This is a genomic window from Ekhidna sp. (assembly GCF_039940915.1).
Classification (GTDB): Bacteria; Bacteroidota; Bacteroidia; order Cytophagales; family Cyclobacteriaceae; genus Ekhidna.
Map to the genome: position 1 here is coordinate 743303 of NZ_JBDVFO010000003.1, position 26437 is coordinate 769739.

The following is a 26437-nucleotide window of genomic DNA, read 5'->3' on the forward strand; positions in this document are numbered from 1 at the left end:
TTGTTTTTTAGAACAAAATACATTTAGCTTAGCGGTAGAATGAAAACAATCAAAACATATTGGTGGTGGAGAAGCAATAATCGTTGTTGACGAGCCACTGCTGTGTTTAAAAAAATATAAACCCTGACAGTTTCGTCAGGGTTTTTTTTGTTTATATCTATGAAGAAAATTCAGATTAATACGCGTGAACGCAAGATTTTGGCGGATACCATCACCCCGGTGAGTATCTACTTGAAGTTGCGTGATCGCTTTGCCAACTCATTTTTACTCGAGAGCTCTGATTATCACGGAGCAGAAAATAGCTTCTCGTACATCTGCTGTTCGCCCTTAGCTTACCTGAAAGCTGACGCAAAAAACATTGAGTGTAAGCTGCCCGACCAAAATCCAAAAAAATATGAATCGAAAGATTTAAAAGTAGAAATTGAAGGCTTTGTGAGTTCTTTTGAATCCAGCAATTCTTCCGGTTTTATTCGATCGGGATTGTTTGGGTATTTTAATTATGACGCAAAAGGCCAGTTCGGTGATTTAAAACTAGAAGAGGTAGATGAGTCAATACCAATTGCCCAATATCATTTATTTAAGTTCATCATTGCGCTTGATCACTTTAAAAACGAATGCCATATAATTGAGTCTTACGTAGACCAAGCGGATGACAAGCTCTTTGAAGAAGTGGTTGCTTTGATTCAGCAAAGAAACATTCCCGGATACCCTTTCAAAACTACGGGTGAAAAAACATCGAATAAGTCGGATGAGGAATACGTAGAAATGGTAAAAAAAGGTATCCATCATTGCCATGTGGGAGATGTATTTCAAGTTGTTCTATCAAGGAATTTCAAAATTCCATTTCAGGGAGATGATTTTCAGGTATATCGAACGCTGCGTTCAGTAAACCCGTCACCTTATTTGTTTTATTTCGATTATGGTGGATTTCGCATTTTTGGTTCTTCTCCTGAAGCACAAATTGTATTGAATGATGGAAAAGCAGAAATACACCCGATAGCGGGTACTTTTAGGCGAAGTGGGAATGATAAGGCAGATTCAGAGTTGGCTGAAAAGCTGCTCAAAGATCCAAAAGAAGATTCCGAGCATGTCATGCTTGTAGACTTGGCGCGAAATGACCTCAGCAGAAGTTGCGAAGACGTGAAAGTGGAAACTTATAAGGAAGTGCAATACTATTCGCATGTGATACACCTGGTATCCAAGGTAGTAGGAACGATAAAGGATGAAGCTTCATTTATGGATATTGTCGCAGAGACTTTTCCAGCCGGCACCCTTTCGGGAGCACCGAAAATTCGAGCCATGGAAATTATTGAAGAAAATGAGCATACCCCACGAGGGTTTTACGGAGGAGCGGTTGGTTTTATGGACTTCAAAGGCAATTTCAATCATGCTATTATGATCCGAAGCTTCATGAGTAAAGACAATACATTGAAATTTCAGGCGGGAGCAGGCATTGTAGCTCAGTCCAAACCTGAAAATGAGCTTCAAGAAGTGTTTAACAAAGTGAGTGCTTTAGAGCATGCAATTAAGGAGGCAGAACAATTATGAAAAAGGTATTAGTCATAGATAATTACGACTCTTTCACCTATAATCTGGTTCACATTCTGAGAGAGCTGGGGGTAGGAGATCATATGAAAATTGTCAGGAATGATCAATTTGAGATGGAAGAGGTTGATGCTTATGATCAGATTTTACTTTCTCCAGGTCCTGGACTTCCAGAAAATGCTGGACTGATGCCCAAAGTGATTGAGCGGTTTGCCTCATCAAAGAACATACTTGGAGTCTGTTTGGGACATCAGGGAATAGGCGAGGCTTTCGGAGCAAAGCTTTTCAACCTTCCACAGGTATATCATGGTATGGTTACACCAGTGGAAATCACATCGGAGGATCTTCTCTTTAAAGACTTGCCTAAATCTTTTAGTGTGTGTCGGTATCATTCCTGGGTAATAGAAAAGGGAAGCCTTCCAGATTCTTTGGAAGTGACGGGAGTCGCTGAAAATGGAAATATCATGGCGATAAAACATAAGGAGTACAATGTGCGAGGGGTTCAATTTCATCCAGAATCGATTATGACAGAGCATGGTAAAGTATTGATGCAAAACTGGATAGCGTTATGAGAGAGATATTAAACAGATTAATCAATAACCAGGCGCTTTCTCGAGCGGAAGCTAAGGAAGTACTGAGAGGATTAGCTACGGGTTTGTATAACAACAGCCAGATAGCTTCTTTCCTGACCGTTTATTTGATGAGAGCTATACGTGTTCAGGAGTTGGAGGGATTTAGAGATGCGATGTTGGAATTATGCAATAAAGTTGACCTTGATGGATACAACGCTATTGATGTTTGTGGAACGGGAGGGGATGGAAAGAATACATTCAATATATCTACCATCTCTTCTTTTATTGTAGCTGGAGCAGGAGTGAATGTAGCAAAACATGGTAATTATGGGGTGTCATCAGTCAGCGGGTCATCAAATGTTTTAGAATATCTCGGTGTGAAATTTTCGGGCGATACAGACCAGATGAAACGTTCGATCGACCATTCAGGTCTATGCTTCATGCACGCTCCTTTGTTTCATCCAGCCATGAAACATGTAGCTCCCATTCGAAAAGAATTAGGGATAAAGACCTTTTTTAATATGCTTGGTCCAATGGTGAACCCCTCTTTTCCACCCAATCAACTTGTTGGGGTTTTTAGTTTGGAACTGGCGAGGTTATATGGATACCTCTATCAAAATACAGACAAGCAATTTTCAATTGTTCATTCATTGGATGGATATGATGAAATTTCGCTCACGAGCGATTTTAAACTGATATCTAATAATACAGAAGAACTCATTTCTCCAGATGCACTTGGATTTGACACATTGCAGCAAGAGCAGCTGCACGGTGGGGAATCTATCAAGGATGCTTCGGATATTTTCCAGTCAATACTTGGTGCAGAAGGTAATGAGGCGCAAAATAATGCGGTATTGTCAAATGCCGGACTTGCAATAGCTACTGTGAAACAAATACCATTTGTCGAAGGTATTAACGAGGCGAAAGAGTCGCTATTCGGCAAAAAGGCACTTCAATCATTTGATAAATTTTTAAGCATAAACAGTTAATGGACATTCTTTCCGAGATAATCGAGACCAAAAGAAAAGAGGTTGCTACCAGTAAAGAACTCTATCCGGTAAAACTGCTGGAAAACAGCACATTTTATGAAGCAAAGTCGGTTTCTTTTAAGAAATACCTGCGGCGTGAAGATAAGTCAGGGATCATAGCAGAGATTAAGCGAAAGTCTCCGTCAAAAGGGGTGATTAATGGACATGTTTCTGTTGAGCGGACTTCCATAGGCTATATGCAGGCAGGAGCCTCGGGGCTCTCTATCTTAACGGATCAAACCTATTTCGGGGGTTCAGCGGAGGATTTAAAAGTGGCCAGGTCATATAACTATTGCCCCATTCTTCGAAAAGATTTTGTGATAGATGAATATCAGGTTGTGGAAGCAAAATCCTTGGGTGCTGATGCGATCTTATTGATAGCGGCAGTTTTGAATAAAGCCGAAATAGAAAAATTAGGATCATTGGCGCAAAGCTTGGGGATGGAAGTATTGCTGGAAGTGCACAACAAACTAGAACTAGAACAAAGCATCACCGATAAAGTGGATTTGATTGGAGTGAACAATCGGAATCTTAAGACTTTCGAAACGGACGTAAAGACTTCATTCGACCTGGCTGAATCTATCCCTTCTCAATTTTTGAAAGTTTCCGAAAGCGGTATTGCTGATCCGGAAGTGATCAAAAAACTAAAGAAACATGGCTTTGAAGGGTTTCTTATAGGTGAAACATTTATGAAAAGTGGCAGACCTGAAAAAGCTGCTAAAGAATTTATAAAGCAATTGTTATGAGTGAGCTAAAACTAAAAGTCTGTGGCATGCGGAATCCTGAAAATATTCAGGGTTTGGTAGAGCTAAAGCCAGACTTCATGGGATTCATTTTTTATTCCAAATCACCAAGATATGCTGATGAAATGGACGAAGACTTGATCATGCGCATACCATTGAGTATTCAAAAGGTTGGAGTCTTTGTGAATGAATCGCTGAGCCAGATTGTAGAAATAGCCGGTAAATACGGATTAGAATACATTCAACTGCATGGAGATGAAGATTTATCTTTTGCCAATGCGCTAAAGGAGAAAGGCCTTAAAGTGATTAAAGTCTTTAGGGTAATGGATTCGATCCCATTCTTCGCAAAGAATTATGAAGGAATCGCAGACTACTTTCTTTTTGACACTGCTTCCATTAATTATGGAGGTTCTGGCCGTCATTTTGATTGGAACATTCTGAAAAATTATAACCTAAAAGTGCCATTCCTACTGAGTGGGGGTATACAGTTGGAAGATGTTTCGAAAATAAAATCCATGGAGATCGAACAACTCATTGGTGTGGATGTAAACAGCCGTTTCGAAATCGAACCTGGGATGAAAGATCTAGAAAAACTTAGAGAGCTAAAGTCTGCACTATGAGTCGATACAATGTAGATGAAAAAGGTTATTACGGGCAATTTGGGGGCGCATATATTCCAGAAATGCTTTATCCCAATGTGGAAGAATTGCGGAAGAACTATCTGGAGATCATTAATTCTAAAGATTTTAAAAATGAGTTTGATCAACTGCTTAAAACCTACGTGGGACGGCCAACACCTTTATACTTTGCTTCAAGGCTATCAGAAAAATACAGCACAAGAATTTACCTAAAGCGTGAAGACTTGTGTCATACGGGTGCGCATAAAGTAAACAATACCATAGGCCAGATCTTGTTGGCAAAGAGGCTTGGCAAGTCGAGGATTATCGCTGAAACAGGAGCAGGTCAGCACGGAGTTGCAACAGCCACTGTGTGCGCATTGATGGGATTGGAGTGTGTGGTGCATATGGGAGAAGTAGATATGGCGCGACAAAAACCCAATGTCGAACGAATGAAAATTTTGGGTGCCGAAGTAAGACCCGCCACCTCTGGAAGCAAAACATTGAAAGATGCTACGAATGAGGCCATGCGTCATTGGATTAATCATCCAAATGATACGCACTACATCATTGGGTCAGTGGTTGGTCCACATCCATATCCCGATATAGTGGCCCGATTTCAATCTGTGATAAGCGAAGAAATACAAAAACAACTGCAAGAAGTGGAAGGCAGAAACACGCCAGATCATGTTATCGCTTGCGTGGGAGGAGGGAGCAACGCTGCAGGTGCTTTCTATCACTTCTTGGACGATGACGCTGTTAACCTTATTGCCGCGGAGGCCGCAGGAATGGGTGTAGCTTCAGGTAAATCAGCAGCCACAACCACATTGGGCAAACCCGGTGTTTTGCATGGAAGCAAAACGATCCTCATGCAGACAGAAGATGGACAGGTGGTCGAGCCATACAGTATTTCAGCTGGATTGGATTACCCTGGTATCGGACCAATGCATGCACATCTTTTTTCATCCGACCGAGGAGAATTTTTCGGGATTACCGATGAGGAGGCTATGATAGCGGGAGTTGAGCTCAGTAAGTTGGAAGGAATAATTCCAGCTATAGAGTCTGCTCATGCGCTAGCTGTTTTTGGAAATCGCAAATTTGGCAGAGACGAGGTTGTTGTACTAAACCTCTCAGGAAGAGGAGATAAAGATTTGGAGACCTATATCAAATGGGGAAAATATTGATCATGGATAATAGAATAGATCAAGTTTTTAAAGAAAAAAAGGATATCCTAAATGTGTATTTCACGGCAGGGTATCCAAATTTGGATGACACCATTCAAATAGCCAGGTCGCTGGAAAAAGCAGGTGCGGACATGTTGGAAATTGGTATGCCTTTTTCTGATCCTGTTGCCGATGGGCCTACCATACAGGAGAGTTCCCAACGCGCACTTGAAAATGGAATGAGCATCAAGCAGCTTTTTGAGCAGCTGCAAAGCTTGCGTAGCGAAGTGTCCATTCCTGTGCTATTAATGGGGTATGTAAACCCTGTTATTCAATTTGGGATCGATCGTTTTTGCGAAAAGTGTCAGGAAGTCGGTATTGATGGCTTGATCATTCCAGACCTTCCAATGCAAGCATATTTAGACAACTATTCATCCAAATTTAAGAGCGCAGGAATTCATAACATCTTTCTCATAAGCCCTAATACTTCGGAGGAAAGAATTAAGCAGATAGATGAAAAGTCTGGAGGATTCATTTATGTGGTTTCTTCTTCCAGCATTACAGGTGCTAAGTCTGGTGTACAAGAGGGACAAGTTGAGTATTACAAGCGAATCGAATCCATGCAACTAAATACACCGAGTTTAATCGGCTTTGGGATATCAGATCATGAAACATTCTCAACAGCATGTACATATGCGAGCGGGGCGATTATTGGCAGTGCATTTATAAAGCAATTAAAAGAAAACCCTAGCGATGAAGGAATCAGGGGTTTTGTAGAAAAAATAAAAGGTTAGCAAATGATCATACAGTTAGAAAAAGGAACAAATGGGGAATTGACAGCTTTGGTGGAAAAAGAGCTGCATGCCTTAAAGTACAAAACTACCAGAGTACAAACGCAGTACGGAAACTACCTCATTGGAACTGGAAAAAAGCAATTTGACATCCGAAAAATTGGTCATTTAGAGGGCATCAAAGACATACATGTAGTATCAGATGACTACAAACTCGTTTCAGCGAAATGGAAGGTTAATTCAACCGTCATAGATTTGGGCGATGATATTAAAATTGGTGGTGGAAATTTTTCATTGATGGCGGGTCCATGCAGCATTGAAGGAGAGGAGAATATCCTAGACACAATCAATTTTCTGAAAGCCAATGATATTAAGATCATGAGGGGCGGAGTATATAAGCCGCGTAGCTCACCGTACTCATTCAGAGGTCTGGGCATAGATGGGCTAAAACTTTGGTACAAGCTGGCGAAAGAGAATGGAATAAAGATCATCTCAGAAGTGATGCAGGTTTCTCAAATCGAAGCTATGCATGACTATGTAGATATCTTTCAGGTAGGGGCTAGAAATACCCAAAACTACAACCTGCTTGATGAATTGGGTAGGGTGGATAAACCCGTAATGATCAAACGCGGGATTTCCGGGACAATTGATGAATTGCTCTACAGTGCAGAGTACGTATTTTCGGGAGGCAATGAGCGTCTTCTTTTGTGCGAGCGTGGAATACGCACCTATGAGCGGGCGTCACGAAATACTTTCGATATAAATGCCATTCCAATACTCAAGGAGAAATCTCATCTTCCAGTAATTGCTGATCCTTCACATGGGATTGGGATCAGGGATCATGTAGGGTCAATAGCGATGGCTTCTACCATAGCTGGTGCAGATGGTGTCATCTTTGAGACGCACTGCCGTCCTGAAGAGGCTTTTTCAGATGGACAACAAACACTTGATTACCATGAGGCAACCCAACTAATAGATAAATTAAGAATTCTAAACAGCATGGCTGAGAACTAGCATGAGACAGATTTACGAAAACTATACGGAAGAGGATTTTGAAGTATGGAAGATATTGTATGACAGGCAAATGAAGCAATTTCCTACGCACGCGAGTCATGCCTATCGTGAAGGATTAGAAATTGCAAATTTCGAGACGGGAGTCATTCCCGACTTCAAGGAAACCAATGAAATATTACAGGATACAACCGGGTGGCAACTAGCGGTGGTTCCTGGAATCGTTCCTGATTATACTTTTTTTGAATTGATGGCCAATCGCCGATTCCCAGCGACCACCTGGTTGAGGAAAATGAAAGAGCTGGATTACCTGGAAGAACCAGATATGTTTCATGATGTGTTTGCACATGTCCCACTTTTGACCAATCAACATTTTGTTGATTTTCTGGAAGCATTGAGTAAAATCGGATTGAAGTATGTAGGCAATGAGTACGCAATTGAGCTACTCTCAAGAGTGTATTGGTTTACCGTAGAGTTTGGGTTGATACAAGAGAAAGAAGGCTTGAGAATATATGGCGCAGGAATACTTTCTTCGGCAGGAGAAACTAAGTTTTCATTGAGTGACGAACCACCTAAGCATGCATTTAGCGTGAGGCATATGTTGGATACAGCGTATCGAAAAGACAAGTTTCAGACCGAATACTTCATAACTGAATCGTATGAGCAATTATATGAAAGCATACCGGAGATAGAGCTCTTATTGAAAAAGCAGGTTGATTTGGTAGACGCTTAGGTTTTGTCGTCGGGATACTTTGTGATGCTTTCTTTCGGAAAATTCTTCTTGAAGTCCTTCTTAAGCTGCTTATTTTTATCCAGTCTGTTTGTTAACTCATGAATTCTGTAAAGTATCCTGTAATGATTTGGATTTGATGGGTCAAAGTTCTTCGTAGCAAACAAATAGCTTATTTCAGCAGCTTCTGATGCAGTAAGGTTGTAGAGGAAATTATTCAGTGCTCTGGTCTCGTCAGGATAACTCTTTGTATTACGCTTAACATATTTTGGAAGTATTTCATCATTTTTTGCCAATGCTATTTCATACATCATTCTGCTTATGTGAAAATCAATGTCGCTGATGGAGTCAGATATTTGCTTCAGTTGAAGAGCAGTGTGAACACCGAAATCATACAACTCATATTTATAAAAGGAATTGATCAATTCGAGTTTTGATCGATCGATTAAGGATTGGGGTAATGGCGTTGAAGCGACTTCAATTGGGTTTTTAAAAGCGCGTAGCTGCTCAAGTCTCAAATCCACATCAGGATGAGTGGAAATTGAATCACTATTCAAAAGGTGATTGAAGATGTTGTCGGTTTGCTGTTCTTTTTTAGTATTTAGCCAGCGTTTTTTAAAAGGTAATTCATCAAATATGAATTCGTCGAAAAGGTTTCTGTTTAGCGGGTAAGGAGCTTGATAAACAGATTTTAATTCTTCTAATACTTGCAAGCCACCCACTTTGCTGAATCCACAATTATAAAACATCTCCATCGCTAATGAATCTGCCTGCAATTCATTTCCTCGACTGTTTTTAAAAAAGTTAGTGAACCAGGACTGAACGAATTGCAAGTCCTCGAGGGTCATATTTCCTTCAGGAATCTTTTTCAAACGTTTCATTACAGGCCTATATGAATTTCTGTCAATGTGATTTTCAATTCTTTGTTTAAGGTGCTCTAAATGATAATGAGCCATTTCATGTGCCAAAATAAATGCAAGTTCCTCTTCACTTTGAGCACTTGCGATAAGACCAATATTCAGTATAATGGTGCCCTCTCCATAGGACGCAGCATTGAGTAAGCCATCTCTTTCAATCAAAATCTTCTTAACGGGCTTAATCGTTGGGTTGCATGCTGCCATTTTATGGTATAGAGAATAAACCAACTGGTTTATTTCTTCATCATTGATTAAATATTCGTTTAGAACAAGGTAGATCAGGTAGTTGGTTGTCTGTCTGTAGATGGATTCATGGCCGCTCCCGTCCGGATAATTCTGCGAGACCAATTCATCTCTTTTTTGTTTTCTAAGCTCAGCGATAAGTTCCTTCGAATCTTCATTGAACAATTTCATTGTTGAGCCTTGAGGAAAGGCGGTGGTGCTCACCAATATCAAAAAGCTAATCTTGAAAAACCGATGCAAATTCATGTGGATAAATAAGTGGAAAAGTAGGGTAAAACTTGTTGAAAACTAGGTAGTTACAATTTTTGGAAGCGTAAAATTATGAACTACATTAGTAATATCAAACAAGGGATAGGAAAGGGAAACGTAAGTTTCCAGTCGGACAAAGGGAAGTTGATTTTAAGTTTGGCTTGGGTCAGCGAAGTTTGAAAGACTGTGGAGGAAATGCGACCGCAGAGGCAACTCTCGGAAGCACGTCCAACAGCAACCGAACAGTAGTTTGAGGTATTGCAGTTGCTTCGGCAGTTGCAGTATTGAAAGGGTGAAGAATCAATCATGATTCCTCACCCTTTTTGTTTTTTATACTCCTCAGAAAAGTACCCTCCAATTAAATGGCTCAAATTCTTATCTTTAGGGAAACAATCGCCTAGTTATAATGAGGAAATTTGACGTCTGTGTCATAGGTGGTGGCCCTGCAGGATATGCAGCAGCCATGAGAGCCATCGATTTTGGGAAAAGTGTTGCGCTTATAGAAAAAGACAAACTGGGGGGTGCTGGTATTCACCAAGGGGCACTGTGGAGTAAAACTTGGTGGGAAATTTCGCGCGAGGCGAGAATGATCAACCTGCATGGAAATGCTCTCAACGTAGGAAGCACTGAATTTAGCTTTGAAAAGGTGAAAGGCGAAGTTACTGACGCTGTGGATGAGCGAGTGAACCTGCTTACTCATCACATGGAAAACATTAACCTTGGGTATAACGAGGAACTCTTTGAATACATTCACGGAAAGGCAAGTGTCAAAGGGAAGAATACCGTGGAGGTCTCTGGAAATGGACACGATCAAACTTTAGAAGCAGAGTACATTGTGCTTGCAACTGGGAGTGTCCCTAGAAAGCTACCTCATTTACCTATCGATGAAGAGCATGTCTTCACTTCAGATGGTCTTAATAATCTCTCCAAGTTTCCTAAGTCCATTGTGATTGTAGGGGCTGGGGTGATCGGTTGTGAGTTTGCGACCATATTCTCCAATTTTGGACATACCAAAGTTCACTTGATCGATAAAGGAGATCGTATTCTACCTTTCGAAGATGAAGATGTAGTGAAAGTCATTGAAAAAAATCTTGAGGAGAAAGGGGTTCTTATCCATCGCAATTCGAAACTCATTGAAATGAAAGTGGATGAAAATGAAGTAGTCTACATCCTTGAATACAATGATGGAACTAAAGAGAGTTTTAGGGTGGAGAAAGGTTTGATTTCCATTGGAAGAGTGCCTCAGTATGATAACCTACTCAACGAAAACCTGGGTGTAGAAGTAGACAATCGGGGAATCAAAGATGACCTTACGCAAACTTCCGTTTCAAACATATATGCCGTAGGAGATATCACTGCAGATATCTCATTAGTGAATGTAGCAGAGCTCGAAGGCCGATATGCAATCGAGCGCATTTTTGGCAAACCAGAACAACCCCTGATTTACAAGAATATTTCTACCATCATGTTTCTGGATCCAGAAGTAGCGGGGGTAGGAATGAATGAAATACAAGCCCAACAAGCAGGTCTGGAGTATAAATTGGTAAGCCTCAATTACGGCACGATCCCACGAGCCATTGCTATGAGAAATACGGAAGGATTTATTAAGGTACTTGTCACCAATGATGAGGAGATGAATATTTTGGGGATGAGGGTAGTTGGTGAGCATGCATCCAGTGCAATACAGGCTGTGGCACTGCTGATCTCTCAAGACAAAAGCATCAAAGAGCTTGCAGAACTCATTCATCCACATCCATCGATCATAGAAGGTATTCAGGAATGCGGGAGAATCCTGATGGGCAAACCGCTGTTCAAGCCACGTGTACTCAGAGATGCCATCAGGTGTCAAGTATGGGATGGCAAATCCTATCAGGATTTAGTAAAGTGATTGAATTTTTCCTGAACAACTCATCAGGTGGCACTATTGATTTTAGTACCCTTCAATCCTTCTAGGCCTCTCATTTATATTTTAGGATATAATTTCATCACATTTCAAACCATCCGTCACTGATGACTTGATCCGATGTTCAAAAGGGATGTTATTTATCTATAAACGTGAATCTTATGTTCAAGAATTTTATAGTAAGTGCCATCCGTAGCATCCGTAGGCAAGGTGTAGTATCGGGAATTAGCATTTTTGGCTTAGCTTGTGCCTTATCTGTTTCATTGCTAATTATTCTTTATGTAGTAAAAGAGTTTTCATACGATAAGTTTGAGCAATCCAGTCAAATTTATCGTCTTGAGCTTAAGCAGATTTCAGATCAATCCCCCAAATGGGCAATTAGTCATTACAATACTGTAAAGGAGATATCGTCCCGTTCTTTGGACATTACAGAAGTAATGTTTTATAAGAAGAGGTTTCAAGTCACTAAGGTCCAAGTTGAGGATAAGAAATTTTATGAGAGAAATGTAGTGGTCAGCAATTCGCAGTTTGCATCATTTACAGATCTCAAAATGCTGTATGGAGATAAGAAGAAAGTGCTTACTAATCCGAATGAAGTAATACTCTCAAAAGATTATGCCGAAAAATACTTCGGAAATGGGGATGTACTGGGGCAGGTTATTGTCGTAGATACAGCTTCATACCTAGTGTCTGGAGTATTTGAAACTACTAAACCATCCCATCTGTCAGCTGATGTGATAATCTCGGAATCTGAAAACGTAGATCTGCGATGGCTTCATACGTATATCAAAATAAGGGAAGGAGCTGACCTGGCTCAAGTTCTTGATGATATAAACAATAATGCGCCCGAACTATCTGGTGTGTTTTACAACGATACAGAATATGATATAATCAATATACAGGATATCCATTTTAAGTCGACCTCTAAGTTCCAGCTTGGGGCAGGAGGAAATATTGACACAGTTAATGTTTTACTTGGAATAGGGATATTGATATTAGTAATAGCGAGTATCAATTTTATTAACCTAACATCAGCGGTTTTTGCAAAGGCAGAAAAGGAGTCTGCAATTCGAAGGGTTTTGGGATCTAGCAAATTGCAGTTGCTTCATCGATTTTTTGTTCAATCGGGGTTATTGTTGATGGTTTCGATCTTCCTGGGTATTGGATTTTTTCTTCTGATGACACCCATGGCCAATAATGCATTGGATCTAAAGCTTGATTACAATGAATTGAATTTTTCGTGGCTGTCCTTAGCTGTGCTAGCAATGGTTATTGTGTTTGCATTCACTAATGTGCTTACGATAACATGGCGCTCGAAAGAAAACAGCTCTCAATTAATTGAGAAGAAACAGGTTGGTATGAACTTCTTAATGGTTTTCCAATTTGCATCTGCTATTATGCTAATAGTTGGTACATTTTTAGTTAGGGATCAATTGAACTACCTGCACAATAAATACCTTGGATACGGCGATGATGCTTTGTTGTTTGTCACTTTGGACGATCAATCACTTTGGACGAATACCACTGAATTTAGAAAACGTTTCGAAGCTCATCCTGCTGTGCTCTACACATCTTCGATTATGGGAGCCCCTGGTGATCCGTCTATGATGGGGAATCAAAATGCCTGGGCCGAGGGTATGGCGCAAGGAGAAAACATATTTATTCCCTTGTATGCCGGCGAAGAAGAATTTGTGGAAACAATGGGCCTGAATCTTATAGCAGGATCAAACTTCAATCAAGGAGTGAACGCCAACGACTCAATCGCAGGAATACTTGTAAACGAGACAGCGGTCCAGCAATTCGGTTGGGAAGAACCCATTGGTAAAAGAATGCGTATTTCAGAATCTCCTTGTCGTGTGGTTGGAGTTGTTGAAGATTTCCATTTCCTCGATTTACATCAGCCTATCGGTCCTCTCGTGATTGTTTTTAGGCCTAACAACCACAACATTGCAGTTAGGATTAACAGAAATGGACTTGATTCCGCCCTTGACTTTATTGAGGAGGAATGGAAGGGTATAGATCAAGAACATCCATTTAACTACTTTTTTCTTAAGGAAAATTTTGAAAGACAATACCAGAGCGAGGCCCGTCTCATCCAGGTGTTGAATGCGCTTTCAGTTTTAGCACTTGCTATATGCGCAATTGGAATTTTAGGCATGGTGATACTGATAATGGATGAGCGAACCAAAGAGATTGGTGTAAGGAAGGTGTTGGGTGCTAGCATATATCAAATCATCCTTTTGCTCAATAAGAAAGTATTGATTTTGCTGATCACGGCCAATATAATTGCATGGCCTTTCGCATATTATCTTGGTAACAACTGGTTACAGTCATTTGCGTACCGGACCAATATTGGGGTGATGGTTTTCTTGATCGCTTCGGTGATTATTGTTTCGATTGTGTTGATAACAATAAGCTTTCATAGTGTGAAACTTGCACTTAAAAATCCAGTTGAGTCATTGAGGCATGAGTAGGTGATTGGTTATTAGGACTGTTGAGGTTTTGTATAGGCGTCTTGCTGATTTTTTTGGTCTATCATGGATAGTTTTGAACTTCAGAATTACTCTTTGAATACTAAATCTGACTTGCTTATTACCATTCATAGGTTCAAATGAAAAAAGTATTACTTCTCTTACTTTTTCTCCCACTATTGCTCTCTGCACAAATAGATGAAAGTGATACACTTAAAATCAAAGCTGGACTTTCTTTGACCGGTTTTTGGCAAAGGGGGAATGTTCAAACTTCCATTTTTAGGGGAAGGACTGATTTTAGCGTAAGACCCTGGAAGAAATGGGTCTATAAAAACACCAATTCTTATGTCTATCAAGCGTTTGGGAAAGAAAAGGCTGATGAAGATATACTGAGTCTCAACTTCCTATATTTCAATCCACAACGAAAAGTCTACCCACTGGCCTTAGCTTTCATGAGCACTAATTTCCGAAGAGCCATTGATTCGCGTTACTTGATAGGTGCTGGAGCGACGTTTCAGGTGTTAAGAAAGGAAGAAAAGAGACTTAAATTTTCGTTGACCTTTGAGTATGAAGCAACCGCGTTTGATCAGACGAATTTCAATCAACCTGAATTTAATGGAAAGCGGAACATCAACACTGTTCGCGGCACTCTATGGATAAATGGTAAGTACCATTTATTTGATAAAAAACTCATATTAAGTCATGAGAGTTACTATCAGCCATCCCTAGAAGACAGGGAAAATTACCGATGGCGTGCAGAAGTGGGATTAGAAGTGCCCTTGTGGAAGTTTTTGAACTTTACGATCAATTACATTGATACATTTGAAAGTATTGTCATCGAGAATCAAGTGCAAGGAGATCAATTTTTGACTTTTGGTGTTAAGCTGAAGAGTTATTGATATCGACAAAGAAAGAGGCTTTCGCCTCTTATGTTGGTTCCTAACTTTATGTTTCTATAAGGATTTAAGCTTGCGCACAAGCCATGTTTATTAAATACTTAGCTTATGATTAATTCAATGTGATGCTGCTCAGCAGATGTTTTTAGCAAGTCTAAAAGCTCCTCAGATCGTTTGTAACCTGCGTTGTATTTAATAAACTTTCTACCCTTGCTCAACTTAAATTCAATTTTGGACGGTTTAAGTGTAATGCTTTTAATTTCCTTCCAATGCAGTGTTGTTAAAGATCCCATATAATATGGTCTGAATTCGATTACTTCTGCGGTTACTCGCAGAATTGCAGCATGTTTTGAGTTGGTTGAAAAACCGAATATTAATTGAGATCCATTCAGTAGGCTAAATACAATTATTAAAGTCCCTAAAATAAAATGGAACGATTGAGGTTGATTATTTGCTAAGGTTGCTATTCCTAGAGTCGTGAAAACCACGGTTGTAAATATGATACTACCCTTTGATTCTAAGAATATTGATTTTTCCATTCCAATTGGATTTTAAAAGCCAATGCTTTGCAAACAAGCAGTAAGCTAAATTATTCAAAATTTAATTCTTGATCCAATTACTTATGTTGCATTCCTTTTTGGGCTTCATTTAGTCCATCACTAATGATACTTGAGTAACAAAAAAAAGAGGCTTTCGCCTCTTACGTTAGTTTCCAAATTTTGCATTGTCTGCGGTCAACTGTTTTGCCATAGCCGCTCCGATAAGGGATTCCAGGGGAGTACCGCCGCTATCTTCTCCACCAATAATCATGGTAGAAGGGAACGTAAGTTTAGACAATTCAGCTGCCACCCCCACAGATGTTTTATACTGCCATTCAGCTCTTTCCTGAGGTGTGAGTCCAGCAATCACCAACTTCGCGTTTTCGTAAGCCTTAGCATCTGCTGAGACTTTTTTCTGCTGTGCTTTCAATCGTTCTGTCTCCAACGCAATCGCTGCTAATTGCTTGTTCGTACGCTCTTGCTTAAGCTTCGTTTCGATCGCAATCAATTGTTTTACTTGCTCCTTTTCCTGAGTTACACGCTCACCAGCCTTGTCTCGCTCACCTTCAGCAATAATTCTGGCCTGAGCAGCTTTTGCAGTTTCCACCTTCTGCTGTTCTATCTGTCGCTTAGCAGATTCATCCCGCTGTGCTTCCAATCTTTGCTTGAATATTGGCTCAAGTACCACATCGTCTACAATTACCTGAGAAACAATGATGTTGTTTTCTGTAAGTTCATGAGGGATACGTTTTGGGAGCCCATTCAAAAGAACTTTCTCTACCGTATAACTCGTACGAACTTCCTTGATGGCACGATCTGTATTCGATTGTTGTACATCATTAAATACAGTATCTCGATGCTCAATTTTAATTACGGCATAAGCACCATCTTTCAATTGCTCATCCAAGGTCTGACGGAAACTTTGAGCTTCACCAGAAATGTAGTCTTGAGCAGCGTACATATATCCCGTATTGTTGGTTTGCTCACGTATGGTAGGAATCAGGGTGTTTTGCACCAGATTATCCATCGTACGATACTTGATTGCTAGTGTTATGAAATCATTTTCGTTAGTAGGGAGTTGAAACCTGCCTGAGATTTTCACTTCTGCCGTTACCTGATCAATGAATCGAATAGGAATTGGCTTCATCAAGCCCTCAATGTCCTTTATTTCATCTCCGGGGTCTACCACTTTCACGTCAATGTATTTCTGCCAGGGCACCACTTTTGCAAATCCACGATACTTGATCCCCTGACTCATCACTACGTCGCTTTGCCCTGTTGGATATACAAGAAAGTACTGATATCCGGGCTCAGCCCAAAAGAACATGTAAGGAAGCATGGCAAACATGATCCCCATCGCTGCAATCACCAAGGATATTTTCTTGGTAAACATGAGAAAGAAGGGGGGAGCTTTTCGTCGTATTAAAACACTGTCTTCAAACTGATCTTTATCACTCAGTTGAGGGCGTAGATAAAACATAAATAATCCAAATAGGAGAATAATAATTCCAAGTAAGATCATGGTTTTCAAAATTTAAAGGTTAAACATCATTTTATAATTTGTATAGTTGCATTTACAAATACATAGTGTATCTAACGCGGAATAATTATTTATGGTTACATATTTTCAGAAATATATTTTGTTATTATTCAATAATCGAACTATAATTCTTAATTAAGCACATAATCAGTTTATAATTTCAATTATTAATATATGGCTAAAATATTCACTTGTTTAGGTTTGGGAGTGAAATTGAGAAACATCCACTAAGCTTCAAACTAATCACGCAGATGTGTAGTTGGATTAACGAATGTGTGATTATGAAACTCTCTAGGTGTGGGAAGTCTTTTTTTATAGTGAGTGATTATTAGATCATTTTGAGAAAATGATATGACTATGGCGTGAAAGAATTTGCAAATGTTTCCAATTCTTAATGATTGAAATTTAGACTTCTCATTGAATTTCAGTACTTTAACTGAGTATAAACTCACCAGTTATGATTTCACTTAATTCCACCAGCTTAAGTGATGCACTTTCTTCCGCAAAAACTACCGCACGATTTTCGGTAATGCGTATTGGAATGGCGTTACTTTTTCTTTGCATTTTTTCTTCACAAATTTTATCGCAAGTACTTATCAATGAGGTCGTAACAGATCCCCAGCAGGATTGGAGTACCAATGGTTTTGATGGTACCATCGGAGCAGGATCAATTGATTCTGACGATGATTGGATAGAACTCTATATCACCGCTAATGGATTAAATCTCACAGGATGGACGATCGAATTGATTGATGGAACAGATGTGTCTGGCACGATAGCCGCAGGCGGCGCTTTTACAGTTTCAAATTACATCTCTTCAACAGGTGGCTCATTTACGGATACAGATGCAGGCGATTACATCGTGTTAGGAGAGTTGACCACTGGTGCAATTAATGAAACGGTGACAGTGGTGTTAAGAAATAATTCCGCCACATTAATAGACCAAGTGATTATTGCCTCGGGATCGGGTACAATGTTTACAGGATCTGCAAGTAGCGTTACGAATGAGTCGGTTTGTCGTATTCCCAATGGCCAGGATACGGATGTGGAGGCTACTGATTTTGTAAAGACCAGAGCCACATTGGGAGCTAATAACTCTCCGACTGGAGTAGTTCTAATTAATGAAGTGGTTACGAATCCTAGAACGGACTGGAGTACTAATGGATTCGATGGCACTGATGGCGGGAGCACCATTTCAGCAGTAGATGAATGGATTGAATTATATATTGGAACAGCGGACTTGAACCTCACCAAGTGGACATTCACAATCGACGATAGTAACGGTTCTTTTTCAGGGGATTTGACAAGTACAGGTGCCTTTGATGTGGTAAACTATATAGGTAGTGGCGACTTTACACAAACGACAATTGGAGATTATGTGGTGCTGGGCAATCCGGATGGTTCTAACGACATGAATACCAATGTTTACATTCGTTTGTTTGATGCAGAAGGAACGCTGATTGACGATGTGGAGATAGGAGACAATGAGGAAGGGGATGCGGTGGACGATGGAGCACCCAACAGTTTAGGGAGCACCGTCGCAAATGAATCTGTCGCCAGAATCAGCAATGCATCGGATACTGATGTGGATGCTGTCGATTTTCAAGGTGTGGTATCTACGCTTGGCACTCAAAACGGATTAATGAATGTATTTGTAGACGCAGCAGCAGCTGATGATACTGGCCTTGGAACGGTTGGTGATCCGAAGCAGCTGATCCAGTCAGGCATAAACCTTGTGCTATCAACAGGAACAGTGACAGTCGTAGGCGGAGACTATTCCGAAAACTTGACTATTTCAAAATCCCTTACACTCAATGGAGCAAACCAGGGAACTGCCGGGAATGGAACTAGAGCAACGGAATCACGCATAGACCCTGGCTCATTGTCAACGGCCATGACAATCACAGCAAATGATGTGACGGTTGATGGTTTTCAAATAGGGACGGATGCGAGCACTTCAAATGCAAGCGAAGGAATCAATGCTACAGTGAGTGGAGGCATTACCATCTCCAACAACATTGTTCACGCCAATAGTAGAGGAGTATCTGTAGTTGGATCAGCCAGTGGCACCGTGGATGTATCGGCCAATCATGTGTCAATGTTAGCTGTCGAGGATGTGAATAATATTGGAACAGGAAGCATTGGGATTATCCTTGCATCTATATCGGGTGATGCAGATGCCAATGTGACAAGCAATGACATCTCCAACGCTGGTATAGGAATCTCCACCTACGCCTTAACTTCTTCTGTAGAAGCTGTAATAGATGGTGGAACTTATACAGGCTGTATGCTTGGCATACTTCCCGGTAACTTTGATGGAATTGGAGGATTTAGCGCTTCTACGCTGACCATTCAGAATCTGACCATGTCAGGTTTTGTAACAGATGTAACAGTGACAAGTCCGGATACCGAAGCTGGTATTTATGTGGTATCTGCCGGCGGAGCAGCAGCTGATGACCTCACAATCACAATAGACAATGTAGATATCTCAGGAGTTGGAAATGGAGCATCTAATAATTCTGGGATTATTATTGGAGACTTTCCGGACGCATCTAACGGAGCAGGAATAGATGCAACCATTACAAATAGCAATATTCACGACAATGAAAACCGTGGTATTTATTCAACTGGAGCTGATGCTGTTACCAGCGTCACGCAATGCACGATTACTGGAAATGGATTTGATCCACACGGTTCTGGGAGCCTGGGCTACAGTATTATAGCCAGAGATGATGCAACCATTAATGTTAGCAATTGTACGATTGCTAATGCAAGCAGTCAGACAAACCTATCAACAGAGGGAATTCATGTTTCTTCAGACCCTACTCCAGGGGATGGGGTTATTACAGTTACAAATTCAACGCTTAGTAGTAACGGAAATGGAACCATAGCTGGACAATCAGGAATTAATTTATCTGGTAATTACTTTAGCACAACAGATGAAGCTACAATTTTATCTCTCGTAGGAAGTGGAAATGATTTCACTCCTTGGCTTGCTTCAGGAACAGACACCGATTTGGTAACCAATGGATTCCAGGGAGATTTTAGTGACTTAATTGTTGGAGTTTCTGGTGCTCAGACAGGTGCTTCAGGCAGAATAGAGGAGGGTATAAGCCTGACAGATGCCGGAGGTACAGTGACAGTAAATGCAGGTACATATCCGGAATCGTTGACAATAGCTAAATCTCTTACCCTTAATGGTGCCAATCAGGGAACTGCTGGTTCAGGCACCAGAGTGACTGAGACCATCATCGAGCCTGCGAGCGCAAATGTTGGAATGACAATTGGGGCGACAGATATTACCATTGATGGGTTTCAATTTGGTACTGATAATGCAAATTCCAATCACACTACTGCAATTTCGAACACCGGATTCACTGGATTTACTGGAAACAACAATCGGATTTTTGCCAATTCAAGCGGTGTACTCATCATCGGTATCTCATCAGGTGCAGTGAGTTTGTCAAGTAATTACGTCGAAATGCTAGGACTTGCGAATCCATTAGTCGCCACCTCAGCCAGTATAGGTCTGGGTATGATAAATGTTAGTGGTACCGCTGATGTTGATTTTATTGACAATGATATTAACACAGCAACCTATGGCATAGCCACTTTTGGATTGACTTCAAGTACGATTTCGGAGATAAATGGCGGCTCATACAGTGGATGTACGATAGGAATTAGTTCCAGCAACTTCGATGGTTCAGCCTCCTTCAGTGCTTCTACTTTAAATATTTCAAATGTGACAATGGCGGGTTTTGCAGGGCCTGATGGTGGCATAACAGGAGCTTCTGGCATACCTCAAGCGGGTATTTATGCGTTTACCACCGCGTCAGCTCCATCTACAGCTCATGATTTGACCATTAGCGTTGATACCGCAGATATTTCGGGTGTGGGCAATGGTGCTACGGATTATGCTGGAATACTTGCGGCAGATTTTTTCGATACGGATCCTGCGCTGGAGGTTACGGATGACAAGGGTATTTCGTTGACGGTCTCAAACTCTAACATTCATGACAATACCAATAGGGGGGTGCATTCACGTGGTGCTGATGCTGTGGTTAATATCAATACTTCAACCATAGCCAGTAACACAAATGCTGGAGGAGTAGTTTTTGCTAAAGGCACTTTGAATATCAATAACTCATTTATTGTGCTCCCATCATCAGGTGCTACATCGGGCCTTCTTGCCCAAACAGGTGGTCAAATTACAGCCAATAGTTCCAATTTTGATTTGAATGGTAACGTAGACGGCTCCACGCTCATTGCAAATATTCAAGACCCTGCAGATGATGAGACAATAAATGTCTCTGGATCATGGCTTACCTCGACGGACGAGACCACCATTCTTTCACTCCTTGATGAATCCGATACGGACTTTTCTCCTTGGCTCACTTCAAGCACAGATACTGACGGAACCGCGCTCGGTTTTCAGCCAGATTTAAGCGGCCTGAACGTTGGGACAGGCGGATCTCAAGCAGGAGGATTGTTGACGGAGGCACATGACCTATTGGATGCTGATGGAACGATCAATGTTAATGCCGCTACTTATGCAGAAACACTCACAGTTTCTAAAAATATTTCAATTGTGCCTGCCTCAGGAACCAGTATTGATGATGTGGTATTGAATGGAGGAAACCTAAACGTAATGGGCAATACCATTACCGTTAACACCTCCCTAACCATGACTAACGGTGTTTTTGATATCGATCAGGAAGATAGTGATAAATCAGACGATCCGGTGTTTATTCTCCCCACAACTGTCAATGGCTCTTCATACGATGATAATACCCATTTCGAAGGCAGAATTGAAGCCTCAGTGACCGGAGCATCAAGCTTCACTTTCGAAGTTGGAGATGAAGGTGCTTATCGTCCCGCCACGCTTACACCAACCACTACCACTACCTTTCAGGTTGCCCATATAGCGGAAGCAACACCGGTAGGAGGGGGTGCCACTAATCCCGACATTATCAACTTGATTGGAGATGCGGGAAATCCATCAGGGACTATTGAAAGTGTACTTAACTTCAGGTATTGGGATATAGATGTAACAGCAGCTGGCCCACCGGGAGTAACCAATGTAGCGTTGCAGATATCCTCGGGGGATAATGCAACCGACCCAACTTTTCTCGGTATGACCCGTTTTGATGGAGCTGACTGGGTTGTTTTGTCTCTTGCAACGCCTTCAAGTGGATCTGACCCATACATTATTACTGGTCAGACAAGCAGTTTTAGTGAATTTTCTATCTATTCGACTAGTTCCACTGCCAATCCACTTCCTGTAGAATTAATTGACTTTGTGGGAAGCAAAGATGGCGGAGATGTCCAACTGAAATGGTCTACATTGACAGAAATCAATTCGCACTACTTCGAAATTGAAAGAAGCAGGGACGGAGTTGCTTTTGATCCGATAGGTCGAGTTTCATCCAATGGGAACAGTAATCAACGCCGTGATTATCGATTTTTAGATAATCAGGTAAAGTCTGGAGTTTATTATTACCGGCTGAAAATGGTTGATGTAGATGGGTCTTTTGAATACTCATCAGTTATTCTTATAGCACCGGACCTTTCAGACGCAAGAATTGTGATGTATCCAAACCCAGCGTCGGATTACATTCAAATGGAGGGTATTGAAGCCAGCCACGTAAGGCAGCTGACTTTCTATGATTTAAGTGGGAAAATTCATAAAATGATTACTTCACTAGAGACTCCTTCAATCCAAATCGCAGATATCCCTCAGGGACATTACCTTCTCAAACTTGAGATGGTAGATGGAAGTGTTTTTGAAGGAAAGGTTCTGAAAAAGTAGGATATCGTTCTGATCGCATTTTTAAATTAGTTCCAATTTGGATAGCCCATTGATGATGCTAACTGATGCCTATGTTATCTCTTCCGCTCAATATATTCATCCATTCTAGATAGCAGTCTCCACCATTCTGAGTTATCTGATCGGAAGTTTCTTATAGCTCCGGCGCGTACCAGAATTTTTCTAAGTTCATCGTCATCAAAGCCACCCAGGTGTTTTTTCAATGTTTCGAATGAACGATCGGTGTATGATTTATGATTCAGAAAATGCTTGACCGTACTTTCCGCCATAAACTCCGTTTTGTTTTCCTCCCTTTTCAATTTGATCTCCTGACCAAAGCGTTGCCTCTGCACAAGTAGTGTAATGAGACCACCTACAATTGTGCCAGCAAGTGAGAATAGTGCCGTTTCCATAATTATTCTTTCGTCAAAAATAATCCTCGACGCAATTCTTAATAGCTCTTTTGTGAAAAAGGTGTTGATTTCATTCCATTCTCAAAGCTTCGGAAGGATTGATGTGTGATATTTTCAGTGATTGGATGCTTATCGAAATGAAAGTAACGGCAATTACTGCTAGTCCTGACAATAGAAAAATGACTGGATTAAGATCTGTTTTATAGGCAAACTCATTTAACCAATCTCTGAGCAACCACCAGGCAATGGGCGATGCGATAATTGTGGCAATACCGATCAATAGAATGAATTTTTTAGCAACCAGTAGAATGATATTTAGAGAAGATGAACCAAGTACTTTTCTAATGCCCATTTCTTTGAAGCGCTTCTGAATTACCAGTCTCGTCAATGCTAGCAAACCAAGCCAAGCGATAAACAGTGAGAAACCCGCTGCATAATTGATGATGGAACTGTATCGCTTTTCTTCCTTATACTTTTGGTTCAAAATATCATTGACATAACGCATTTCAAATGGAAGATGACCCATGGTTTCTTGCCATGCAGACTTTAGAGTTGTTGCAATTTCAGAAGCGTTGCCTGGTGCTACACGAATGACAGCTGTGAAAAATTGCGGTGGCCATACGTAGGAAGATATTCCAGATATGCCTTCAGTAATAGGGCCAACTTCTTTCGCTAAAATAAGTGGCTTCACTTCACTATGGAGTGAGTTGAAATTGAAGTCTTTTACTACACCGATGATTTCATGCGTTCGTTTAAAGTCCTTCCCTGGAATTTGCATGCCTAAAGGATGCTCCCAACCCATCTCTTTGACGAGGGCTTCATTCACAAGGATGGATGTTCCGGTATCGTCTTTCCGAAAGTCTCTGCCTTCAACGATTTCCAATTGCATGGTTTTTATATAGTCTGAGGTTACAAGATTGAAATTCAACTTGAGCACTGGAGCATCTAGCTGATCAAATGAAAAAATTGTCCAATGAAGTACCGACATGGTAGTCATCGTCGCAGCAGTGCTGACCACTCCTGAGCTCTGCGCTAGTTCATGCTTGAATCGATCAAAAGCAAGTGCAGCTTCATCTTCGTTGAGGTTACTTGGTAGTTCAATCTCAACAAGTTGATCTTTTTCAAAACCCAGAGATTTGTTACTGATGTAGTTCATCTGCCCCCTAAAGACGATCGTGCCGATGATTAGGCCAACGCAAAAAGTAAATTGGATGATCACCATCACGTTTCTTGTAAGACTACTTCCTCCAACCGACAAAGTTCCTTTTAAGGCATGTGTGGTTTTTAGCCCTAGTATTACTCCAGAAGAAATGGCACTTGATGTAAGTGAAATGATACCAATTAACATCAGCATAAATCCTATCAATTCAGTGCTTAAATGAAAACTCAGTGAGGCATTGGTAAGAGCGTTGAAAACGGGTATGAAGTAATAGCTGCCGATGAGCGAAACAGCACCAGCCAATAATGTGAGAAGAAGAACTTCTAAAAACAGCTGGGCAGATAGCTGACGCTTATATGCCCCCATTGTTTTTTTTATTCCGAATTCCTTAATTCGATTGAGCGATTGACTGCTTGTAAGCATGATGAAATTAAGAACAGCAATGATTATTACAAGAAGGGAGAGCCCAGCTAATATGTACACATAGTCAGGATTGTAGGTGGTAGCTTCTCCATTTTTTTTACCAAACTTGGGACTCCACCAGTAGAGGGTACTTATGGGCTGAAGTTTGATGTCTATTTTGTTATCCTGCTCAGTGATCTGAGCCATCCGCGCAAAGGTTTCAGTGAGCAAATCTTCGTATGCCATAAGATTCGCGTTGGGCTCCAGTTTCAAGTAGGTTTCGAGGAACGAGATATCATAACCTTTTAGGAATTCGGGATCAGAGATCATCTTTTCCATGTGATCGATGTGAATGATCAGATCAAAGGGTAGGCTGTTTTGACCTTCTACAGGATCTACCACCGCGGAAACCACATACGTATGAGACGCTGCACCTGAAGTTATTTCTAGCTCCTTTCCAATGGGGCTAGAAATCCCAAAGTATTTTTCAGCCATCTTGGGGCTGATTACTACCTGGGAAATGTTGGTGAGTGGTTTTTGATCACCCTCGATTATGGGGAATGAGAAGATGTCAAAAAAATCAGGATCCACATGTGTGATCTTTTCTGTGAAGGTTTCAGACCCCTTTTTTACATATCCAGATCCAGAAATTAGGCGAGTGATGTGTTTGATGGATGGGACCTCATTCCTCAGATCTACCGTGAGCTGATTACCTGTGGTGTTATTCCATGATATGAGTTCATTCGTTTCTCTATTTTTTATCTGCTTTGTAAATCGGTAGATAGATTCATGCTCATCATGGAAAGAGTCATGATTGAGTGCATTTTGTACATAGAAAAAAACAAGGAGTCCAAACATGATGCTCAAAGCCAATCCTAAGACATTAATCAAAGAATAGAATTTGTGTTTTCGCATGTTGCGAAGTGCAAGAAGTAGATTGATTCGTAGCATAGCACTATTTATGAGTTGAGTTTTTGAGTTTCGTAATAAGATTCCTGGACGGAAAAATCGAAAAGCATTCCATAGTAAGCGTCTATTTGACTTGAATTTGGAATACTGTTCCTTATCTCTCAGGTACTGCTCCCAAACATCGCCAATGATACTTTCGGCAAGTTGCGGGGGACAGTAAGAACTTATCAGCCGGATGATCCACTTTGGAGGCTCCATCTAGGCAATAGAGAATTTTAAATCAGGAATAAGAGCCCACAACTCTTGACGTTGTGCCTTCAAAGATTGAAGCATCTGTAATCCAGCATTTGATGCTGTGAATATCCTTTTTCGCCTTCCGCCTCTCATGTTTGAGGCTCCTCCCATTTCGGAACTAACGTAGCCTTTATCTTCCATTCGATACAAGGTGACGTGTACTGCGCTAAGGTTGACTTCACGCCCTATTTTATCACGAATTTCATCAACAATGGCGTTTCCATAGGCATTTTCACCTAACAAAGCGACCATTGTCAATACCAGTTCTTCAAATTCTCCCAGGTATTCTTTCTTCATTACTATACATTTTGTCAAAGATATACGCATTTGTATATACTTTGTTATAGAAATGGTAAAACTTATCATTCAAAACTTTTAGATCGAGATGGTAAGCTCACCTATAAACATAAGTTTTAGTTATGCTTTTCATAAGAAATATAAATAATGATTTATGAACAATATTCACTTGTTTTGCGTCTAATCAGGAGGTTGGATA

General features: G+C 40.7%; 19 protein-coding genes. 13 read left to right on the forward strand and 6 right to left on the reverse strand.

Annotated features, from left to right (window positions below; genetic code table 11):
* Nucleotides 1–159: 159 nt before the first annotated feature.
* The 9 genes from ABJF57_RS18350 to phhA are packed head-to-tail and all read left to right on the forward strand — an operon-like array spanning nt 160 to nt 8203.
* The gene (locus ABJF57_RS18350) at nt 160–1548 is read left to right on the forward strand and encodes an anthranilate synthase component I family protein (protein WP_462232797.1); all 1389 of its coding nucleotides are present in this window, start codon (nt 160–162) and stop codon (nt 1546–1548) included.
* Nucleotides 1545–2117 carry an anthranilate synthase component II gene (locus ABJF57_RS18355; RefSeq protein ID WP_462232798.1) on the forward strand — a complete coding sequence of 191 codons (573 nt, stop codon included), beginning with the start codon at nt 1545–1547 and terminating at the stop codon, nt 2115–2117. The genes ABJF57_RS18350 and ABJF57_RS18355 overlap by 4 nt, the downstream gene beginning before the upstream one ends.
* Complete coding sequence (gene trpD, locus ABJF57_RS18360) at nt 2114–3106, forward strand: anthranilate phosphoribosyltransferase (protein WP_462232799.1); 993 nt, start codon at nt 2114–2116, stop codon at nt 3104–3106. Before ABJF57_RS18355 ends, trpD begins: the two co-directional genes overlap by 4 nt.
* Complete coding sequence (gene trpC / locus ABJF57_RS18365; RefSeq protein WP_462232800.1) at nt 3106–3891, forward strand: indole-3-glycerol phosphate synthase TrpC; 786 nt, start codon at nt 3106–3108, stop codon at nt 3889–3891. The genes trpD and trpC overlap by 1 nt, the downstream gene beginning before the upstream one ends.
* The gene (locus ABJF57_RS18370; RefSeq protein WP_462232801.1) at nt 3888–4508 is read left to right on the forward strand and encodes a phosphoribosylanthranilate isomerase; all 621 of its coding nucleotides are present in this window, start codon (nt 3888–3890) and stop codon (nt 4506–4508) included. Before trpC ends, ABJF57_RS18370 begins: the two co-directional genes overlap by 4 nt.
* Nucleotides 4505–5689 (forward strand): tryptophan synthase subunit beta, encoded by a 1185-nt coding sequence (gene trpB / locus ABJF57_RS18375; RefSeq protein WP_462232802.1) that lies wholly within the window; start codon nt 4505–4507, stop codon nt 5687–5689. The genes ABJF57_RS18370 and trpB overlap by 4 nt, the downstream gene beginning before the upstream one ends.
* Nucleotides 5690–5691: 2 nt before the next feature.
* Nucleotides 5692–6462, forward strand: a complete 771-nt coding sequence (trpA, locus tag ABJF57_RS18380) for a tryptophan synthase subunit alpha (protein ID WP_462232803.1) — start codon at nt 5692–5694, stop codon at nt 6460–6462.
* A 3-nt stretch (nt 6463–6465) separates the two neighbouring features.
* Nucleotides 6466–7473, forward strand: a complete 1008-nt coding sequence (gene aroF, locus ABJF57_RS18385) for a 3-deoxy-7-phosphoheptulonate synthase (protein WP_462232804.1) — start codon at nt 6466–6468, stop codon at nt 7471–7473.
* 1 nt (nt 7474) lies between these two features.
* Entirely contained in the window at nt 7475–8203 is a 729-nt protein-coding gene (gene phhA, locus ABJF57_RS18390; protein WP_462232805.1) for a phenylalanine 4-monooxygenase, read from the forward strand.
* On the opposite strand, the gene ABJF57_RS18395 is transcribed toward phhA, so the two are convergent.
* Nucleotides 8200–9531, reverse strand: coding sequence for a SprT-like domain-containing protein (locus tag ABJF57_RS18395; RefSeq protein WP_462232806.1), 1332 nt, complete (start codon nt 9529–9531; stop codon nt 8200–8202). The two genes, phhA and ABJF57_RS18395, sit on opposite strands and share 4 nt — an antisense overlap.
* Nucleotides 9532–10015: 484 nt before the next feature.
* Between ABJF57_RS18395 and ABJF57_RS18400 the strand changes: the two genes are divergently transcribed.
* The 3 genes from ABJF57_RS18400 to ABJF57_RS18410 all read left to right on the forward strand — a co-directional run bounded on the left by ABJF57_RS18400 (nt 10016) and on the right by ABJF57_RS18410 (nt 14882).
* Nucleotides 10016–11497, forward strand: a complete 1482-nt coding sequence (locus ABJF57_RS18400; RefSeq protein WP_462232807.1) for a dihydrolipoyl dehydrogenase family protein — start codon at nt 10016–10018, stop codon at nt 11495–11497.
* A gap of 176 nt (nt 11498–11673) precedes the next feature.
* Nucleotides 11674–13986, forward strand: coding sequence for an ABC transporter permease (locus ABJF57_RS18405; protein WP_462232808.1), 2313 nt, complete (start codon nt 11674–11676; stop codon nt 13984–13986).
* A gap of 137 nt (nt 13987–14123) precedes the next feature.
* The gene (locus ABJF57_RS18410; RefSeq protein WP_462232809.1) at nt 14124–14882 is read left to right on the forward strand and encodes a DUF481 domain-containing protein; all 759 of its coding nucleotides are present in this window, start codon (nt 14124–14126) and stop codon (nt 14880–14882) included.
* A gap of 98 nt (nt 14883–14980) precedes the next feature.
* Here ABJF57_RS18410 and ABJF57_RS18415 read toward each other — a convergent pair whose 3' ends face one another.
* Both ABJF57_RS18415 and ABJF57_RS18420 read right to left on the reverse strand, forming a co-directional pair.
* Complete coding sequence (locus ABJF57_RS18415; RefSeq protein ID WP_462232810.1) at nt 14981–15418, reverse strand: hypothetical protein; 438 nt, start codon at nt 15416–15418, stop codon at nt 14981–14983.
* 166 nt (nt 15419–15584) lie between these two features.
* The gene (locus ABJF57_RS18420) at nt 15585–16940 is read right to left on the reverse strand and encodes a cell envelope integrity TolA family protein (RefSeq protein WP_462232811.1); all 1356 of its coding nucleotides are present in this window, start codon (nt 16938–16940) and stop codon (nt 15585–15587) included.
* Nucleotides 16941–17415: 475 nt separating this feature from the next.
* On the opposite strand from ABJF57_RS18420, the gene ABJF57_RS18425 reads away from it, so the two are divergent.
* Nucleotides 17416–22767, forward strand: coding sequence for a T9SS type A sorting domain-containing protein (locus tag ABJF57_RS18425; RefSeq protein WP_462232812.1), 5352 nt, complete (start codon nt 17416–17418; stop codon nt 22765–22767).
* A gap of 74 nt (nt 22768–22841) precedes the next feature.
* Here the strand turns inward: ABJF57_RS18425 and ABJF57_RS18430 are convergent, their stop codons facing one another.
* The 3 genes from ABJF57_RS18430 to ABJF57_RS18440 all read right to left on the reverse strand — a co-directional run bounded on the left by ABJF57_RS18430 (nt 22842) and on the right by ABJF57_RS18440 (nt 26238).
* Nucleotides 22842–23177 carry a hypothetical protein gene (locus ABJF57_RS18430; protein WP_462232813.1) on the reverse strand — a complete coding sequence of 112 codons (336 nt, stop codon included), beginning with the start codon at nt 23175–23177 and terminating at the stop codon, nt 22842–22844.
* Between the two features lie 70 nt (nt 23178–23247).
* Nucleotides 23248–25905: an ABC transporter permease gene (locus ABJF57_RS18435; protein ID WP_462232814.1), complete on the reverse strand. Its 2658-nt coding sequence runs from the start codon at nt 25903–25905 to the stop codon at nt 23248–23250.
* Entirely contained in the window at nt 25906–26238 is a 333-nt protein-coding gene (locus ABJF57_RS18440; RefSeq protein WP_462232815.1) for a PadR family transcriptional regulator, read from the reverse strand.
* Nucleotides 26239–26437: the final 199 nt, after the last annotated feature.

Excerpts from the sequence above, each read along its gene's own strand:
- ABJF57_RS18400 (WP_462232807.1), top strand. The coding sequence starts at position 10,016 with ATGAGGAAATTTGACGTCTGTGTCATAGGTGGTGGCCCTGCAGGATAT.
- ABJF57_RS18350 (WP_462232797.1), top strand. The coding sequence starts at position 160 with ATGAAGAAAATTCAGATTAATACGCGTGAACGCAAGATTTTGGCGGAT.
- ABJF57_RS18440 (WP_462232815.1), bottom strand. The coding sequence starts at position 26,238 with ATGAAGAAAGAATACCTGGGAGAATTTGAAGAACTGGTATTGACAATG.
- ABJF57_RS18435 (WP_462232814.1), bottom strand. The coding sequence starts at position 25,905 with ATGGAGCCTCCAAAGTGGATCATCCGGCTGATAAGTTCTTACTGTCCC.
- aroF (WP_462232804.1), top strand. The coding sequence starts at position 6,466 with ATGATCATACAGTTAGAAAAAGGAACAAATGGGGAATTGACAGCTTTG.
- ABJF57_RS18405 (WP_462232808.1), top strand. The coding sequence starts at position 11,674 with ATGTTCAAGAATTTTATAGTAAGTGCCATCCGTAGCATCCGTAGGCAA.
- trpD (WP_462232799.1), top strand. The coding sequence starts at position 2,114 with ATGAGAGAGATATTAAACAGATTAATCAATAACCAGGCGCTTTCTCGA.
- ABJF57_RS18415 (WP_462232810.1), bottom strand. The coding sequence starts at position 15,418 with ATGGAAAAATCAATATTCTTAGAATCAAAGGGTAGTATCATATTTACA.
- ABJF57_RS18430 (WP_462232813.1), bottom strand. The coding sequence starts at position 23,177 with ATGGAAACGGCACTATTCTCACTTGCTGGCACAATTGTAGGTGGTCTC.
- ABJF57_RS18420 (WP_462232811.1), bottom strand. The coding sequence starts at position 16,940 with ATGATCTTACTTGGAATTATTATTCTCCTATTTGGATTATTTATGTTT.
- trpB (WP_462232802.1), top strand. The coding sequence starts at position 4,505 with ATGAGTCGATACAATGTAGATGAAAAAGGTTATTACGGGCAATTTGGG.
- trpC (WP_462232800.1), top strand. The coding sequence starts at position 3,106 with ATGGACATTCTTTCCGAGATAATCGAGACCAAAAGAAAAGAGGTTGCT.
- ABJF57_RS18355 (WP_462232798.1), top strand. The coding sequence starts at position 1,545 with ATGAAAAAGGTATTAGTCATAGATAATTACGACTCTTTCACCTATAAT.
- phhA (WP_462232805.1), top strand. The coding sequence starts at position 7,475 with ATGAGACAGATTTACGAAAACTATACGGAAGAGGATTTTGAAGTATGG.
- ABJF57_RS18425 (WP_462232812.1), top strand. The coding sequence starts at position 17,416 with ATGATTTCACTTAATTCCACCAGCTTAAGTGATGCACTTTCTTCCGCA.
- trpA (WP_462232803.1), top strand. The coding sequence starts at position 5,692 with ATGGATAATAGAATAGATCAAGTTTTTAAAGAAAAAAAGGATATCCTA.
- ABJF57_RS18410 (WP_462232809.1), top strand. The coding sequence starts at position 14,124 with ATGAAAAAAGTATTACTTCTCTTACTTTTTCTCCCACTATTGCTCTCT.
- ABJF57_RS18395 (WP_462232806.1), bottom strand. The coding sequence starts at position 9,531 with ATGAAATTGTTCAATGAAGATTCGAAGGAACTTATCGCTGAGCTTAGA.
- ABJF57_RS18370 (WP_462232801.1), top strand. The coding sequence starts at position 3,888 with ATGAGTGAGCTAAAACTAAAAGTCTGTGGCATGCGGAATCCTGAAAAT.